The organism is Salegentibacter haimaensis, assembly GCF_054121495.1.
This window is the reverse complement of record NZ_JBSYGH010000011.1, coordinates 52444-67984: the sequence shown is the minus strand read 5'-3', so window position 1 is coordinate 67984 and position 15541 is coordinate 52444. Positions and strand designations below refer to the sequence as shown.

Below are 15541 nucleotides of genomic sequence, written 5' to 3'. Positions count from 1 at the left end.
GTGATTCAAATATAATTTAAACCTTGCTTTAATAACGTGGCTTTAACGGGTTAATTATACACAAGATTAAAATTGAAAATTTTCTTCAGCAAAAAAATAATTAGACTAAAGTTCCTGCCAACCGCGTTAACTCAGAAAATGGATTGTTCAATAAACTTGTAGCCCATATTTGACCATCATAAATTTGTTCTTACTTTTACCCATAAATCATAAATTATGTCCCAACCCGTACTGGAACTTAAAAACGCGGCCATTTACCAGCGCGAAAGCCTAATCTTATCTGAAGTTGATGTCACCGTAAACAAAGGTGATTTTGTATATCTTATAGGAAAAACCGGGACCGGGAAAAGTAGTTTTATGAAAACCCTTTATGGCGACCTCCCGCTTACCGAGGGCGAGGGCCATATCGTAGATTTTAATTTGCGAACACTTAAAGAAAGAGATATTCCTTACCTGAGGCGAAAACTCGGGGTGGTATTCCAGGATTTTAAATTACTTACCGACCGGAATATAAAAGACAACCTGCTTTTTGTATTGAAAGCCACAGGATGGAAAGATCAAAAAGCGATGGATCATAAGATCAATGAAGTTTTGGACAAGGTTGGAATGAAGACCAAAGATTTTAAATTCCCTTATCAGCTTTCTGGTGGCGAGCAGCAAAGGGTGGCTATCGCCCGTGCCCTGCTTAACGACCCTGAACTTATCCTGGCCGATGAACCTACCGGAAACCTGGATCCTCAAACTTCGGTAGAGGTGATGGAAGTGCTTCAGGAAATAAGCAAAAACGGGAATACAATTTTAATGGCTACTCACGATTATGCCTTGCTTTTAAAATACCCATCGAAAACCCTTAAATGCGATGGACAGCGGGTTTTTGAGGTGGTTCAAAAAAGCGTGTAGAAACTTTAATTTTTATCTTCCAGCAAAGGCACGAAACGAAATTCACCAAATTCGGTTTTGTCGAATTCCCGGTTCGATTTTCGAATAAATAGCGTCATTACCTGTACCTCATCTCCTACGGGAATGACCATACGTCCTCCAGGTTTTAATTGCGCCAGTAAATCTTTTGGCACATAAGGTGCTCCTGCAGTTACTATGATTTTATCGAAAGGAGCATATTCGGGCAGGCCTTTATACCCGTCACCAAAACTCAAATGTTTTGGCCGGTAACCAAGTTTGGTAAGAAAACTTTTAGTCTTTTTATAGAGTTCGCGCTGGCGTTCTATACTATACACCCTGGCACCAAGTTCACAGAGTACAGCAGTTTGATAACCGCTACCAGTTCCAATTTCCAGAACCGCATCACCTTTCTCAATTTCCAGTTTTTCGGTTTGGAAGGCTACGGTATAGGGTTGGGAGATAGTTTGATCGGCGGCGATGGGAAAGGCCTTATCCTGGTAGGCGTGATCCTCAAAACTGCTGTCCATGAACAAATGCCGCGGAATTTTACCAATGGCATCCAGCACTTTTTTATCCTGAATTCCTTTTCTCTGAATGGTTTTTACCAGCTGTTGCCTTTTACCTTTATGTCTAAAATTATCCTGAAACACCTCGACGCGATTTAAATGCAAAAATACTCAATCTTCCCCTTAGCATCCAAGCCGGGGAAGCCCCGAATATTCCGCAGCATTATAAAGTATTTACAATCAAAATGCTATTTTTGTGAAAAATGCAAAAATATGTTGAAAGTCGGGGTGCTTGGTGCAGGACACTTAGGAAAAATACATTTAAAATTACTCAACGAATCTTCCAAATATGAATTAACCGGGTTTTACGACCCCAATACTTCAAATGCCGAAAAAGTAAATGGCGATTTTGGCTATAAAAGTTATGGCAGCTTAGACGATTTGATTTCTGAAGTAGATGTGGTAGATATAGTAACTCCTACCCTTTCGCATTTCGAAGTCGCCAAAAAAGCAATTAAGGCGGGAAAGCATGTTTTTATTGAAAAACCCATCACCAACACCGTTGAGGAGGCTTTAGAATTGATAGAACTGGCCCAAGCCAACGGCGTTAAAGGCCAGGTGGGTCACGTGGAACGCTTCAACCCCGCTTTTAAAGCGGTGGCCTCCCGCTTTGATAACCCGATGTTTATAGAAGCGCATCGCCTGGCTGAATTCAATCCCCGCGGAACCGATGTTCCCGTGGTCCTGGATTTGATGATTCACGATATAGACGCTGTTTTAAGCGTGGTTAATTCTGAAGTTAAAAGCGTTTCTTCAAGCGGGATTTCGGTTATTAGCGAAACTCCCGATATTGCCAATGCCCGCATCGTGTTTGAAAATGGCTGTGTGGCCAATCTAACCGCCAGCCGCATTTCGCTGAAGAATATGCGCAAATCCAGATTCTTTCAACGCGACGCCTATATCTCGGTAGATTATCTGGAGAAAAAATGCGAAGTCGTAAAGATGAAAGACGCCCCCGAAAAACCTTCAGATTTTGCTATGATTCTACAAAACGCCGAAGGTTTGAAAAAACAGATCTATTTCGACAATCCGCTGGTATCACCAAACAACGCCATATTAGAAGAGTTGGAGAGTTTTGCTTCAGCCATACACAACAATACCGAACCTGTGGTGAGCCTGGAAGCAGGCACCAAAGCCCTGGAAGTGGCCAAACAGGTAATCGCAAATTTTAACAACTAAAAAACCACATATAAAATGAAAAATATCGCAGTAATTGGAGCAGGAACTATGGGCAACGGGATTGCCCACACCTTTGCCCAATTTGGATACGAGGTAAACCTTATAGACATTTCAGAAGAAAGCCTTGAAAAAGGTCTAAAAACTATCGCGACCAATCTTGACCGTATGGTGGCCAAGGAAAAAATTAGCGAAGCCGATAAGGAAACTACCCTTAACAACATACATAAATTTACCGACCTGCAAACAGGAGTAAAAGAGGTCGATCTGGTAGTAGAAGCTGCTACCGAAAATGAAGCCTTGAAGCTGAAAATTTTTAAGCAGCTCGATGAATTTTGTGGAAAAAAAGTAATTCTGGCCTCTAACACCTCATCGATTTCAATCACCCAAATCGCTTCAGTAGTTTCAAATCCTGAAAGGGTGATTGGTATGCACTTTATGAACCCCGTACCGCTGATGAAACTGGTAGAAATCATTCGTGGGTACAATACCAGCAACGAGGTAACCAAAAGCATCATGGAACTTTCAGAAAACCTGAATAAGGTTCCGGTAGAGGTGAACGATTACCCGGGCTTTGTGGCCAACCGTATTTTAATGCCTATGATCAACGAGGCGATTGAAACGCTTTACAATGGCGTGGCCGGGGTTTATGAAATCGACACAGTGATGAAACTGGGAATGGCCCACCCGATGGGACCTTTGCAGTTAGCCGATTTTATTGGGCTGGACGTTTGCCATTCGATCCTGGAGGTGATGTATGATGGCTTTAAAAACCCAAAATACGCTCCCTGTCCCTTGCTTACCAATATGGTGAAAGCCGGGAAACTGGGAGTTAAATCGGGAGAAGGTTTTTATGATTATTCAGAAAGCAAGAAAGCTGAAAAGGTTTCAGCTCAATTTCAATCTTAAGTAGAATATTTGGCTAAGATCATTCCATTTAGAGCGGTACGCCCGGTAAGGGCCAAGGCGGGATTGGTAGCTTCCCGCCCCTACGAAGATTACAGCACTGCCGAGCTTACCGCTCAGCTTGAATTTAACCCGTATTCATTTCTGCATATCATCAATCCGGGTTATAAATTTCAGCATAAAATAAACGGGCCCCAGCGATTTGAACTGGTGAAAAACCGCTACCTGGAATTCAGGGAAGAACATACTTTTATTCGTGATGAGAAGCCCTGCTATTATGTGTATCGCATCAAAACCCGCTTTAATGAATGCTGCGGAATCATCGCCGCCGCCAGTGCCGGCGATTATGAACAAGGGGTCATTAAAAAACATGAAGACACCATCACCCCCCGGGAAGAACTTTTTAAAGAGTATCTTAAAGTTGTGGGATTTAATACAGAACCGGTTTTGCTCACTTACCCCGACAATCCCGAGTTAAACAGGATACTTCAGGATATTATGCAAACCCGGGCCGAATATGAATTCGCTACCTCAAACCGCGAAATTCATTATTTGTGGAAGATTTGCGAGGAAACTCAAATCGAAAAAATCCAGGAGATTTTTGGCCAGATGCCCAGCCTTTATATAGCCGATGGGCATCACCGTTGTTCTTCTTCCTATTTGCTGGCTAAAGAGTCAAAAGATGAAAATGCGCAGCATACCGGCGAGGAGCCCTATAATTTTTTTATGAGCTACCTTATTTCTGAAAGCAATTTAAAAATTCACGAATTCAGCCGGCTGGTGACCGACCTTAATGGTCACAGCAAAGAAGAATTTTTGATTCTTCTCGATGAATGGTTCAGGATTGAAAACCGCGGAATGGAAGTTTACAAACCATCCAAAAAACATCATTTTAATATGTACCTGGATGGGGAGTTTTATTCCCTCTACCTGCGAAAAACCAATTATGAATTTACCGATTCTTTAAGTAAATTAGACCCTTACATACTCTACCAAAAAGTGCTAAAGCCCATACTGGGCATCGAAGATCTTAGGAATGACAGGCGCATTTCCTATATTCACGGGAAGAACGATCTAATAGAATTAAAAACCCGTATCGACCAGGGTGAATTCGCCGTGGGATTTGGAATGTTGCCTTTGAGTATAGAAGAGATAAAGCAAACCGCCGATGAGAATCTCACTATGCCCCCAAAAAGCACTTATATCGAACCGAAACTAAGAAGCGGGTTAACGATTTATGAATTTTAGACTATGAATATTGCTGAAAATATTAGAAAATATAAAGCCGAATTACCTGAAAACGTAAAGCTGGTTGCTATTTCCAAGACCAAACCCAATGAAGATATCCTTGAAGCCTACCGCGCCGGGCAGCGGATATTTGGGGAGAATAAAATTCAGGAAATGACCGAGAAGCAGGAGCAGCTACCCAAAGATATCGAATGGCATATGGTAGGCCACGTGCAGCGCAACAAGGTAAAGTATATGGCGCCATTTGTGAGCCTTATACACGCGGTAGATAGCTTAAAATTACTGAAGGAAATCAACAAACAGGCGAAAAAGAACGAGCGGGAGATACGATGTTTGCTTCAGATAAAAATTGCCGAGGAAGATTCAAAATTCGGGATTTCGAAAGAAGAAGCCCGGGAAATCCTGGCTTCTGAAGCTTATGCAAAAATGGAAAATGTGAAGATCATTGGCCTTATGGGAATGGCTACTTTTACCGAAGATGAGGCACAGGTGCGTAAGGAATTCAGTTTTTTAAAGACTGTATTCGATGAGTTTAAGAAAGACTACCCCGCACTCACCGAACTTTCTATGGGAATGAGTGGAGATTACCAGATTGCCGTAGACTGCGGAAGCAGCATGGTAAGAATTGGCAGCAGTATCTTTGGCGAAAGAAACTACAATTGAAAAAATTGAGCAGAAAGAGTTTGAAATTTTATCATTTTTAGGGGGCCTATGTATGCAATTTTAGACATAGAGACCACCGGCGGAAAGTATAATGAGGAAGGGATCACCGAGATCGCCATCTACAAATACGATGGCCACCAGATAATAGACCAGTTTATTAGCCTGGTTAACCCAGAGCAGCCCATCCAGCCATTTGTGGTTGGTTTAACCGGCATCAATAACGAGATGCTAAGAAATGCACCCAAATTTTACGAGGTGGCCCAACGCGTGGTAGAAATCACGGAAAACTGCATCCTGGTAGCCCATAATGCAAAATTCGATTACAGGATTTTGCGAACCGAATTCAGCCGGCTGGGATTCGAATTTGAAAGAAAATCCCTGTGTACCGTAGAATTATCAAAAAAACTTATCCCCGATATGCCTTCCTACAGCCTGGGGAAACTGGTAAAATCTTTGGGAATTCCGCTTAGCAGCAGGCACCGTGCCAGCGGCGACGCCCAGGCAACTGTAAAGCTGTTTAAGATGCTTTTGGATAAAGACCTGGACAAGGAAATTTTAAAAGATTCGGTAAGGCTGGAGCCCAAACGCAGCCTCGACACCCGGCTCATCTATATCCTGGAAGGTCTGCCTTCGTCTACCGGGATCTATTATTTTCACAATGAAGACGGAGATATTATTTACATCGGGAAAAGCCGGAATATCAAAAAAAGGGTGAATCAGCATTTTACGAACGATCATCCAAAATCCAGGCAAATTCAATTAGAAACCAATTCGGTCACCTATGAGCCCACCGGAAATGAACTAATCGCCTTACTTAGGGAAAATGCCGAGATCAAAAAAAACAAACCTAAATATAACCGGGCCTTAAAAAAGGATATTTTTAAGTACGCCCTGTACGAGTTTACCGATGATAAAGGTTATATCAATTTAAAAATAGGCAAAGCTTCCCGAAACAAGCACAGCATTACGACTTTCACCAATTTAAGTGCGGCCCGAAACGCGGTAGAAAACTGGATAGAACAATATAAACTTTGCCGAAAATTTACCAGCCTGGAATCGGGTGAGGGGCCCTGTTTTAATTATACTATAAAATCCTGTTTGGGAGCCTGTGTTGGAGAAGAAACTGCTGAAGATTACAATTTACGGGTAAGAGAGCTTATTCAAAAATATTCCTATAAAAATCAGAATTTACTGGTGATTGGCCAGGGCCGGGAAGTAGATGAAAAAAGTGCCCTGTTGGTAGAAGATGGTGCTTTTAGAGGCGTAGGTTATTTCAATTTGAATCACCAGATCAACAACCTTGAAATTGTTCGCTCTATCATCACCCCAATGAACAACGACCGGGATGCCCAGCACATTATTCAAAGCTATTTGAGGCGGAATAATAAATTAAAAATAGTAGAGCTACCCTCGGAATCCCGAAAATCTGATTAAAAGCGGGAAAATTCTCCCTCGATTCCAGAAAATACTTAAATTTGAGGAAATCCTAAGCTAATCCAGCCCTTGGAATACGAAAAAGAAAAACCAACCCCCAGGTGGAAATCCAAACTCCATGAGGTCATCTATGAGGCAGACACCCCGGCAGGTAAATTTTTTGATATCGCCCTGCTCGTTGTCATTCTGCTAAGTATCATCCTGGTTATGCTCGAAAGTGTGGGCTACCTGCACGATAAATACTTTTGGATCTTTTATATTGCAGAATGGATCATCACCGTGATTTTTACTATAGAATATATACTTCGAATCATAGCCATAAACCGGCCTTCCAAATATATTTTTAGTTTTTACGGGATCATCGACCTGCTATCTACAATCCCCACCTATATCGCTGTTATTTTTGGCGGCTTTAATTTCCTGTTTGCCGTAAGAGCCATTCGACTGTTAAGGGTATTCCGAATACTTAAGATTACCAGATATATAGGCGAGTCTGAGAAACTGGCCCGGGCACTTAGGCATAGCCGGGCAAAGATTTTTGTATTCCTTTTTGCAGTACTTATTATCTGTATTATTATGGGGACGGTGATGTATTTGATTGAAGGTCCCGAAAACGGTTATACCAGTATACCCATTAGCATTTATTGGTGTATAGTTACTTTAACCACTGTTGGGTTTGGAGATATTCACCCGGTTACTCCCCTGGGAAGGTTCATAGCCTCCTTTATCATGATCGTGGGTTATGGAATAATCGCAGTGCCTACGGGAATAGTGACCGCCGAAATGACCAGAGGCCAAAGCAAACCCCAAACCAATACCCAGGCCTGCCCTCATTGCAATGAGACCAAACATTTGGATAAGGCTGAATTTTGCCATAACTGTGGAAAAAAACTCAATGGCTGAAAAAACTCTCATTAGTGTAGTTGGCCCCACCGCCATTGGAAAAACCTCGCTGGCTATTAAGCTCGCCCTACATTTTGATACTGAAATCATCTCGGCCGACTCCCGGCAGTTTTACAGGGAAATGAGCATTGGGACCGCGGTGCCTTCTGAAGAAGAATTGGCGACAGCCCAGCATCATTTTATTCAGCATATTTCGATAGAAGATGATTACAGCGTGGGAGATTTCGAGCGCGAAACCCTTATTAAACTTAGCCGGCTTTTTGCTGAAAAAGATGTGGTGGTTATGGCAGGCGGCAGCGGACTCTACATTAAAAGCATCACCGAGGGCCTGGACGATTTTCCTGCCGTTGCTCCTGAAGTGCGCGAAGAACTCAACAACATTTTCCAAATCCAGGGAATAGAGTCCCTCCAGGAATTGCTGGAAAAACTCGATCCTGAATATTATAAAAAAGTAGATCGGGAGAATCCGCACCGGCTTATCAGGGCGCTTGAAATTTGTGTGGGTACTGGGAAGACCTATAGCTCCTTTCTAAAACAGGCCAAAAAAAGCCGAAATTTCAAAGTAGTATCTGTAGGCCTGGAAGCCGAAAGAAAAATCATTTATGATCGTATCAACACCCGGGTAGATTTGATGATGGATGAAGGTCTTTTGGATGAAGTAAAGTCGCTGGAAGACAAAAAACAGCTCAACGCTTTAAATACGGTGGGCTACAAGGAACTTTTCGCCTTTTTAGAAGGAAAACACTCCCTGGAAACCGCTGTTTCAGAAATCAAGAAAAACACCCGCCGATTCGCAAAACGGCAGCTTACCTGGTTCAGAAAAGATAAAAGCATACTTTGGTTCGATTATACCAGGCCCACTGAGGAAATTATTCAAAAAATCGAGGAGCAGTTAGATTAATTGCGAAGTATCAACTTTTTAATCAGCACCCTTCTGCTGGTAAAAATGTGCAGGATATAGACCGCATCCTGCAAGCCATTTAGCTGCATTCGGTAATCGCTTCGGTTTGTGAATTCCTTTTCCTTAATATAACGCCCGCGGGTATCAAAAACTACGATCCGTTCCAGCAACATATCTTCAGGAGTAAAAATTTCAATTTCTCCTGAAGTAGGATTAGGGCTTATAAAAGTTTCGTCCACGAACTCGCCGGGCTTTCTGCAAATTCCGGGGCTGGCGTTCACAAAAACTATGGTATTGGTGCTGCGCATGTTTCCGCTGACATCGGTGGCAGTAAGCAGGACTGAATTTTGCCCTAAATCTTCACAACTAAAACTGGTTCTGTTTAAACTAAGGCTTACATCTCCACAATTATCATAGGAGCCGGCATCGAGCTCTTCCGCAGAAATTTCAGCAAAACCATCTTCATCCAGGCTTATGCTAATGATATTCACCTCCAGGACGGGCGGAGTAGTATCTTCTACAATAATTTTTATTTCACAATCCCCGCTGCTTTGTCCGCTCCAGCTTAATTCTATTGAATTTTCTCCCAAATCACTACAGTCGAAACCCAGTTTCGAGGCTGAAAGGTTTAGCCCCGAGGCATCGCCGGTGTAGAGATCTTCCAGGGCCAGACTCACATTTCCTGAGGCATCTAAAGAAACCACAATTTCCTCCCGGCATTGAAAATCGCTGCTTGTGGAGATTACATTGATGGTTACCGTAGCGATATTGGAGTTGGTGATCCCGTCATTGGCCATATAGGTAAAAGAATCGGTGCCCGTAAATCCGCTGGCAGGAGAGTAGGTAAAAGAACCGTCGGGATTCAGATCGAGCGTGCCATTGGAGACGTCGTTCATCAACAACGCCGTAAGCGGGTCATCGTTGGGATCGCTGTCATTTTGTAAAATCCCGTTGGCTGCCTGGACTACGAGGGTGGTGTTTTGTTCGGTTTCGTATTCATCGTCCCGCGCCACCGGGGCGTCATTACCCGGCACTACCTGGTTCACCACGATGCTTACACTGGCCAGATTTGAGAAATCCTCCCCGTCGAAAGCCACATAGGTAAAAGTATCGGTGCCAAAAAAGCCGGCATCGGGGGTGTAGGTAAAGGAACCATCGGGGTTAAGATTCAAGGTTCCATTTTCAGGGGCATCTCTTAGCTCGGCGATTAAAGCATCGCCGTCTTCATCTTCATCGTTGGCTAAAACTCCGTTGGCCTCATTTACATTCAAATTTTCATCCTGTGGAACTGAATATGAATCATCTTTAGCAACAGGAGCGGTGTTGGTTGGCCCGGGATCGTTTTCACGGGTTATAGTGACGAAAAAACTGCAAAAACTTTCATTATCTGAAGCATCAATCACCCTGTATCGCACCTCGGTTGGACCTACCGGAAATACTTCTCCTGAAGCAAAACCGGCGAAGAGTTCGAGTTGCGGGGAACTATCACAATTATCGGAAATCACCGGGTCGCTATAAGTGACTATGGCTGAATTTTCATCGGCTGGAATAACTAATTCTATATCATTGGGGCATTCTATGGAAGGAGCAGTAGCATCTACAAGAGCTACTGAAAAATAGCATAAATCGAGATATTCCGGGCCATCAAAAACTTCTATTTCAACAAAAATTTCATCATCTATACGTTCGAAGTTTTGCTTAAAATTGGGAGTATTTTCAAAATTGGAGGTGCTTATCAGCCCGGTATAATTGGGCACCTGAAAATCGCAATTTTCATCCAACACAATGGGGTCAATATCGCTCTCATCGGGACAGGTGAAGATAGGGCCGGCTTCTTCGGATAATTCAACCTGGAAACTGCAGGGAGTGGAATTGTTACTGGCATCGGTCACGGTAAAACTCACCGTATAGGTATCGGGCGTATCCCAAATTGTACCGGGAGGCGGATTCTGCGTTACTATAAGGTCTTCTTCCTCTGTACAATTATCTGAAATTCGGCCGGCATAAAATTCGGGGACTTCGAAACTTTCGCCTTCGGCAAAACTTCTTTGAATTGGAGCAGAATAGCAATAAATCACCGGCGCCGAAGTATCTACCACGGTAACTTCTACCACACAACTGTCTTCTTCGCCGGTATCGGGATTACGGGCAGTGATGGTAAGATTATAAGTACCAATATCGGCGCAGCTAAAAACCTGGGTTTCCTGGTCAAATTCCAGATTCGAAGTATCTCCCTGAATAAACTCTGAGGTGGAAATATTAACCGAAGTCTGGTTATTGGAGAGTTCGATAGTACGGTTTTCTACGCAGGTGATTTCGAAGGGTTCCTGTTCTTTGGTTACAACAATTTCAATACTACATTGATCTTTATTTTCTGAAGCATCCTCAGCTTCAAAAACAACCGTATAGATTCCTTCAGCTTGTTGAGTTCCCGAAGCCGGTCCCGAAATACGGCTGTAAGTAGCACCTTCACAATTATCACTAATGGTGGGTGCAGGGTAGCTGATTTCTACTGTAGTCTCCCCTGTCGGGATTTCGAACTCTAAATCATCGGGACAGGTGATAACGGGGCTTTCATTATCTCCTACTCTTATGGTGTAACGACATTCTACGGGATCGTTCACGCCATCATCGGCTTCGAAAATAATTTCATAGATGCCTACAGGAAAAAATTCGCCAGATTCCGGCCCATTATCGACACGGTTAACATAGGGTCCCCCATTATCATCAATTGCAGTGGGGGTTTCAACTATTACTATTGCGCCACATTCTCCGGAATCATTGGGGATAATAACTGTAGATTGAGGGCAATTTTCAAATTGAGGAGGGAGATCTTCTTCTCCATCATCGAAAACAATGCTAAATTCACCATCAGGTTGGGGCCCACATTTAAAAAGATTTTCACCATTTAGTTCTACCTCGACCAGGCCGGGACCGTCCGGAAAAACATCAGCGGTGAAATTATCCTGGCGTTGGAATATTTCGAGATCGAATGTGAAATCAACATCTACATTTGTTGGATAACCTAGTATGAAATTTTCAGCAGTACCAGAAAATTGCATGTCTAGGACATATAAATTTCCACAAGCATTAATATTTAAATCTAGGGGAATATTTAAATTTTCATTGATTGAGGTTATTTTTTCAATTTCAGGAACTGGACTAAATACATCTATTTGATAATTTGCATTCTGAAAGCTATTAAAGTTTGTTAGTAGAACCTCCGGATTTTGATAAATATCAGTGAAATTGAGCTCTCCCAAATAATTTATCACATATAAATAACCGAATTCATCAACTATAATACTTCCTGGGGAATCTTCAGCAGAGTTTGCTATAATTTTCTCTAAATTATCAGTATTGTCAAAAACTACTATCCTTCCAGAATTTGAATTTCCACCCGCATCACTTACATACAAATTATTATTTTTATCAACAGCTATTCGGTAGGGATCATCTAAAATTTGATCGCCATATCTTCTTATAAAAACTGCATCATCTTCTTCAATCCGATATATTTTAATTTGGTCTAAACCACTGGGATCATTTCCTAAAAACGCATCGGCTACATATAGTAAATTGTCTTTATTTACCGCAAGACCTGTTGGCCCGTAAAATTCATTCCCATCCTTTCCTTGGGCCCCACCAATATCATATAAGTGATTTCCTAAAGAATTAAAAATTCTTACACGATAGTTTTCAGGGTCAGCTATAATAAACCTATTAGAATTATCTATAGTTAAATCCAAGGGTGAGGCGAAATTTTCTCCATCTATAATTGGGTCTTCTTCTCCCAATTTGAAAACACCATTACCATATGTTAAATAAAAAATATTGCCATTTGAATCGAAATCAAATGCAATAATAACATCAGCTAATTTACCAGTTAAATACTCTGCAAGTTTTGCTGGATTTGTTAAATCAAAAAATGTATAACCAGAATTAAAAAAATCTACGGAATTGGCTATAACTTTAAAACTGTCCAGATTAATTTTTTCTATAATCTCGAACCCCGGTACTCCTCGTTGCAAATTTTGTAGCGCCCCATTGGTTACCTCAAAATCATCAGAAGTCAATTCATCAACTCCGTCTTCAAAACTAATATTGATTGGAATAGGATTGGCCTGAGTAGGTCCTGGTTCTTCAGGACTGGAAATCTCAACTCCCTGCCCAAACCCCTTCAGAAAAAAAGCAAAGAAAAAAACAACAAAAAACACCACCCAATTGGGAGCCTGGAGACGGCCCGGGAAAGAAGTAATAGGGGGGTAATGGTTTTTCATAGCAGTTGTTTTCACGCGGCAAAGGGAGGTATCCTTCCCCACCCGGGTAAATATACTTAATTGAACAAAATCCTGTTAAGCCTTAAATCTGAAAATTTGATCCCGGCCTGCTATGAATTGGAGGAATAATTTTCCTCATATAAGGGTTCCCCAAAGAGAGGACTTCGTGCGCGCCTTTGCAGCCCGCACGAAATCATCTTTCAGAAACTGAAAAAGTTTATCTACTTCTCTATGAAGCCTCGGCGTTCTCGCTGTTTTTTACAACCAGTCTAAAGCCTTCACCGTGGATGTTTAAAATCTCCACGTTTTCGTCCTTTTTCAAATATTTACGCAGCTTGGCGATATATACGTCCATACTACGGGAGGTAAAATAGTTATCATCTCTCCAAATCTTAGTAAGAGCAAGCTCTCTTGGCATCAAATCGTTTTCGTGAAGCGCCAGCAGTCGTAGCAATTCGTTTTCCTTTGGAGATAGCTTTTGCGGCTCCTCGTTCTGGAAAGTTAAGAATCTCAGTTTTGAATTAAGGTGGAAATCCCCAATCTGGAATTCAAACTGCTTGCTATCGGCCACACTGTCGGTTGCCTTGCGCTGCATAATCGCCTTGATCTTCATAAGCAACACTTCACTGTCAAAGGGCTTATTCAAATAATCATCGGCTCCAACTTTATAGCCTTTAAGTACATCTTCTTTCATCGCTTTGGCGGTAAGGAAGATGATTGGCACTTCTTCGTTCTTTTCACGAATTTCCTTGGCCAGGGTGAATCCGTCTTTGTATGGCATCATTACATCCAGGATACAAAGATCGAAATCGTCTTTTTTGAATTTTTCGAAGCCTTCCATACCATTCTTGGCGTGGGTCACTTCGTAATCGTTCATAGCCAGGTAATCTTTTAAAACCGTTCCGAAGTTCGGATCGTCTTCAACTAACAGAATTTTCTTGTTTTCAGTTTCCATATATTTAAGATATTAGTGGTAATTTAATAATAAACGTACTTCCTTTTCCTTTTTCGCTATCTACGGTGATGGTCCCGTGATGGTCGTCTATAATACGCCTGGCATAAGCCAGACCCAACCCGTGTCCCTTCACATTGTGAATATCACCGGTATGTTCACGATAGAATTTTTCAAATATTTTTCGCTGTACGGGTTTGCTCATTCCGGCACCCTGGTCCCGCACCCGCATCACTATATAGTTTTTTACATTTTCAGTATAAATATCAATTTTGGGAGCGTCGGTAGAATATTTCACCGCATTATCCAAAATATTCACGATCACATTGGTAAAATGATCCCGGTTCCCTAAAATACTGGAGCGAAGGGCTCCAAAATGAGTTTGCACATAACCGCCGCGATCTTCCACGATTAGATCTACGTGTGCAATGGCTTCTTCAATCAACTCGTGCATAGAAAGCCGCTCTTTTTTAAGATCCAGCTCGTTTTTCTCGAGTTTTGAGATTTGCAGCACATTCTCAACCTGGGCGTGCATACGTTTATTCTCTTCCCGAATCATTCCCAGATACCTACTCACCTTTTCCTGATCGCTATTGATCTTCGGATTCTTAATCGCATCAAGAGCCAGGTTGATGGTAGCTATAGGAGTTTTAAACTCGTGGGTCATATTATTAATGAAATCGGTCTTGATCTGCGAAATCTGGCGCTGTTTAATTAGCTGAGATAATGCGCTCGAATAGGCGATGACTATAATTAAGGTGAAAATTATAGATAAGGCCGCCATTAGGGTAACCGACGATAATACCAGCTTTTTCTTATCGGGAAAATTCACCAGTAACTGATAAGGCGTATTCCCTGCAGCATCTATAAAAAGCGGCACCGCATAGGTCGCGGGGTCCTTAATGTCGAAATCATCTGAAGTAAGATTGGTAGCTATAGAGTTGCTAAAAACCGCATACTCGAAGCTACTTTCTATATCATTCTCTCTTAATTCTTCTGAAATTAATCGCTCTATGGTCTCTTTGCTCACCCTATCGTGCACAGGCAAACGACGGGTATATTCCGCAATTTCGTTTTTCAGGATATTTTTTTCGTATTCATCCATACGCACGATACGTTGAATGCGCTGTTCAGCCGAAAGGCCGTCGCCATCAATATTATTATTAACTATATTGGTAACCTTACGGTTAATTAGTTTTGTAAAATTGAGGCTATCTCCTTCTCTATTTTGCAAACTACCCGACTCAACCTTATATTCTTCTTCCAGCACCGCATCGCTGCTAAAGTAGGACTGGTTTTTAAATCGATCTTCATCTACAAAGAAATACTCGGTAAGGCTCACGCCTTCAAGAGTACTGTTTGTGGTATCTACATCTTTAAAACTAAACCAGTAATTTTCTATTTCCTGATTTTCTATCTTGTCGGCGACCGATAGTAAAACCTGTTTTGCGTTATATGAAAATTGTTCTTCTTTGTCGTCTACGGTGCTCTTAATCCAATACCCCTGAACGAAAATAATTCCAATAAGGGACAAACTCATCAAAATTACGAGTAGGAAAAAAAGCTTTCTATTCATAGCCCCAAAAGTATGATTTTAACATTTAGAGCATTA

General features: G+C 41.9%; 12 protein-coding genes. 8 read left to right on the top strand and 4 right to left on the bottom strand.

Going from position 1 to position 15541, the window contains the following annotated elements; genetic code table 11:
* Positions 1 to 216 precede the first annotated feature (216 nt).
* On the top strand, positions 217 to 900 hold the full coding sequence (locus tag ACW6QP_RS11390; RefSeq protein WP_457910998.1) for a cell division ATP-binding protein FtsE: 684 nt from the start codon (positions 217 to 219) through the stop codon (positions 898 to 900).
* Positions 901 to 905: 5 nt separating this feature from the next.
* On the opposite strand, the gene ACW6QP_RS11385 is transcribed toward ACW6QP_RS11390, so the two are convergent.
* Positions 906 to 1550, bottom strand: coding sequence for a protein-L-isoaspartate(D-aspartate) O-methyltransferase (locus ACW6QP_RS11385; RefSeq protein WP_457910997.1), 645 nt, complete (start codon positions 1548 to 1550; stop codon positions 906 to 908).
* A gap of 129 nt (positions 1551 to 1679) precedes the next feature.
* On the opposite strand from ACW6QP_RS11385, the gene ACW6QP_RS11380 reads away from it, so the two are divergent.
* From ACW6QP_RS11380 to miaA, 7 genes are read left to right on the top strand one after another with little or no spacing between them, the layout of a single operon-like run.
* A complete protein-coding gene (locus ACW6QP_RS11380) occupies positions 1680 to 2645 on the top strand; it encodes a Gfo/Idh/MocA family protein (protein WP_457910996.1) in 966 nt (321 codons plus the stop codon).
* Positions 2646 to 2660: 15 nt separating this feature from the next.
* The gene (locus tag ACW6QP_RS11375; protein WP_457910995.1) at positions 2661 to 3551 is read left to right on the top strand and encodes a 3-hydroxyacyl-CoA dehydrogenase family protein; all 891 of its coding nucleotides are present in this window, start codon (positions 2661 to 2663) and stop codon (positions 3549 to 3551) included.
* 9 nt (positions 3552 to 3560) lie between these two features.
* Entirely contained in the window at positions 3561 to 4796 is a 1236-nt protein-coding gene (locus ACW6QP_RS11370; RefSeq protein ID WP_457910994.1) for a DUF1015 domain-containing protein, read from the top strand.
* A gap of 3 nt (positions 4797 to 4799) precedes the next feature.
* On the top strand, positions 4800 to 5459 hold the full coding sequence (locus ACW6QP_RS11365) for a YggS family pyridoxal phosphate-dependent enzyme (RefSeq protein ID WP_457910993.1): 660 nt from the start codon (positions 4800 to 4802) through the stop codon (positions 5457 to 5459).
* Between the two features lie 48 nt (positions 5460 to 5507).
* A complete protein-coding gene (locus ACW6QP_RS11360) occupies positions 5508 to 6893 on the top strand; it encodes an exonuclease domain-containing protein (RefSeq protein ID WP_457910992.1) in 1386 nt (461 codons plus the stop codon).
* A 60-nt stretch (positions 6894 to 6953) separates the two neighbouring features.
* Positions 6954 to 7796, top strand: coding sequence for an ion transporter (locus ACW6QP_RS11355; RefSeq protein WP_457911052.1), 843 nt, complete (start codon positions 6954 to 6956; stop codon positions 7794 to 7796).
* Positions 7789 to 8697 (top strand): tRNA (adenosine(37)-N6)-dimethylallyltransferase MiaA, encoded by a 909-nt coding sequence (gene miaA, locus ACW6QP_RS11350; RefSeq protein ID WP_457910991.1) that lies wholly within the window; start codon positions 7789 to 7791, stop codon positions 8695 to 8697. Before ACW6QP_RS11355 ends, miaA begins: the two co-directional genes overlap by 8 nt.
* Here miaA and ACW6QP_RS11345 read toward each other — a convergent pair.
* From ACW6QP_RS11345 to ACW6QP_RS11335, 3 genes are all read right to left on the bottom strand, one after another.
* Complete coding sequence (locus ACW6QP_RS11345; protein WP_457910990.1) at positions 8694 to 12977, bottom strand: Ig-like domain-containing protein; 4284 nt, start codon at positions 12975 to 12977, stop codon at positions 8694 to 8696. The two genes, miaA and ACW6QP_RS11345, sit on opposite strands and share 4 nt — an antisense overlap.
* A 229-nt stretch (positions 12978 to 13206) precedes the next feature.
* The gene (locus ACW6QP_RS11340) at positions 13207 to 13932 is read right to left on the bottom strand and encodes a response regulator transcription factor (RefSeq protein ID WP_457910989.1); all 726 of its coding nucleotides are present in this window, start codon (positions 13930 to 13932) and stop codon (positions 13207 to 13209) included.
* Between the two features lie 4 nt (positions 13933 to 13936).
* Positions 13937 to 15505, bottom strand: coding sequence for a sensor histidine kinase (locus ACW6QP_RS11335; RefSeq protein ID WP_457910988.1), 1569 nt, complete (start codon positions 15503 to 15505; stop codon positions 13937 to 13939).
* Positions 15506 to 15541 lie beyond the last annotated feature (36 nt).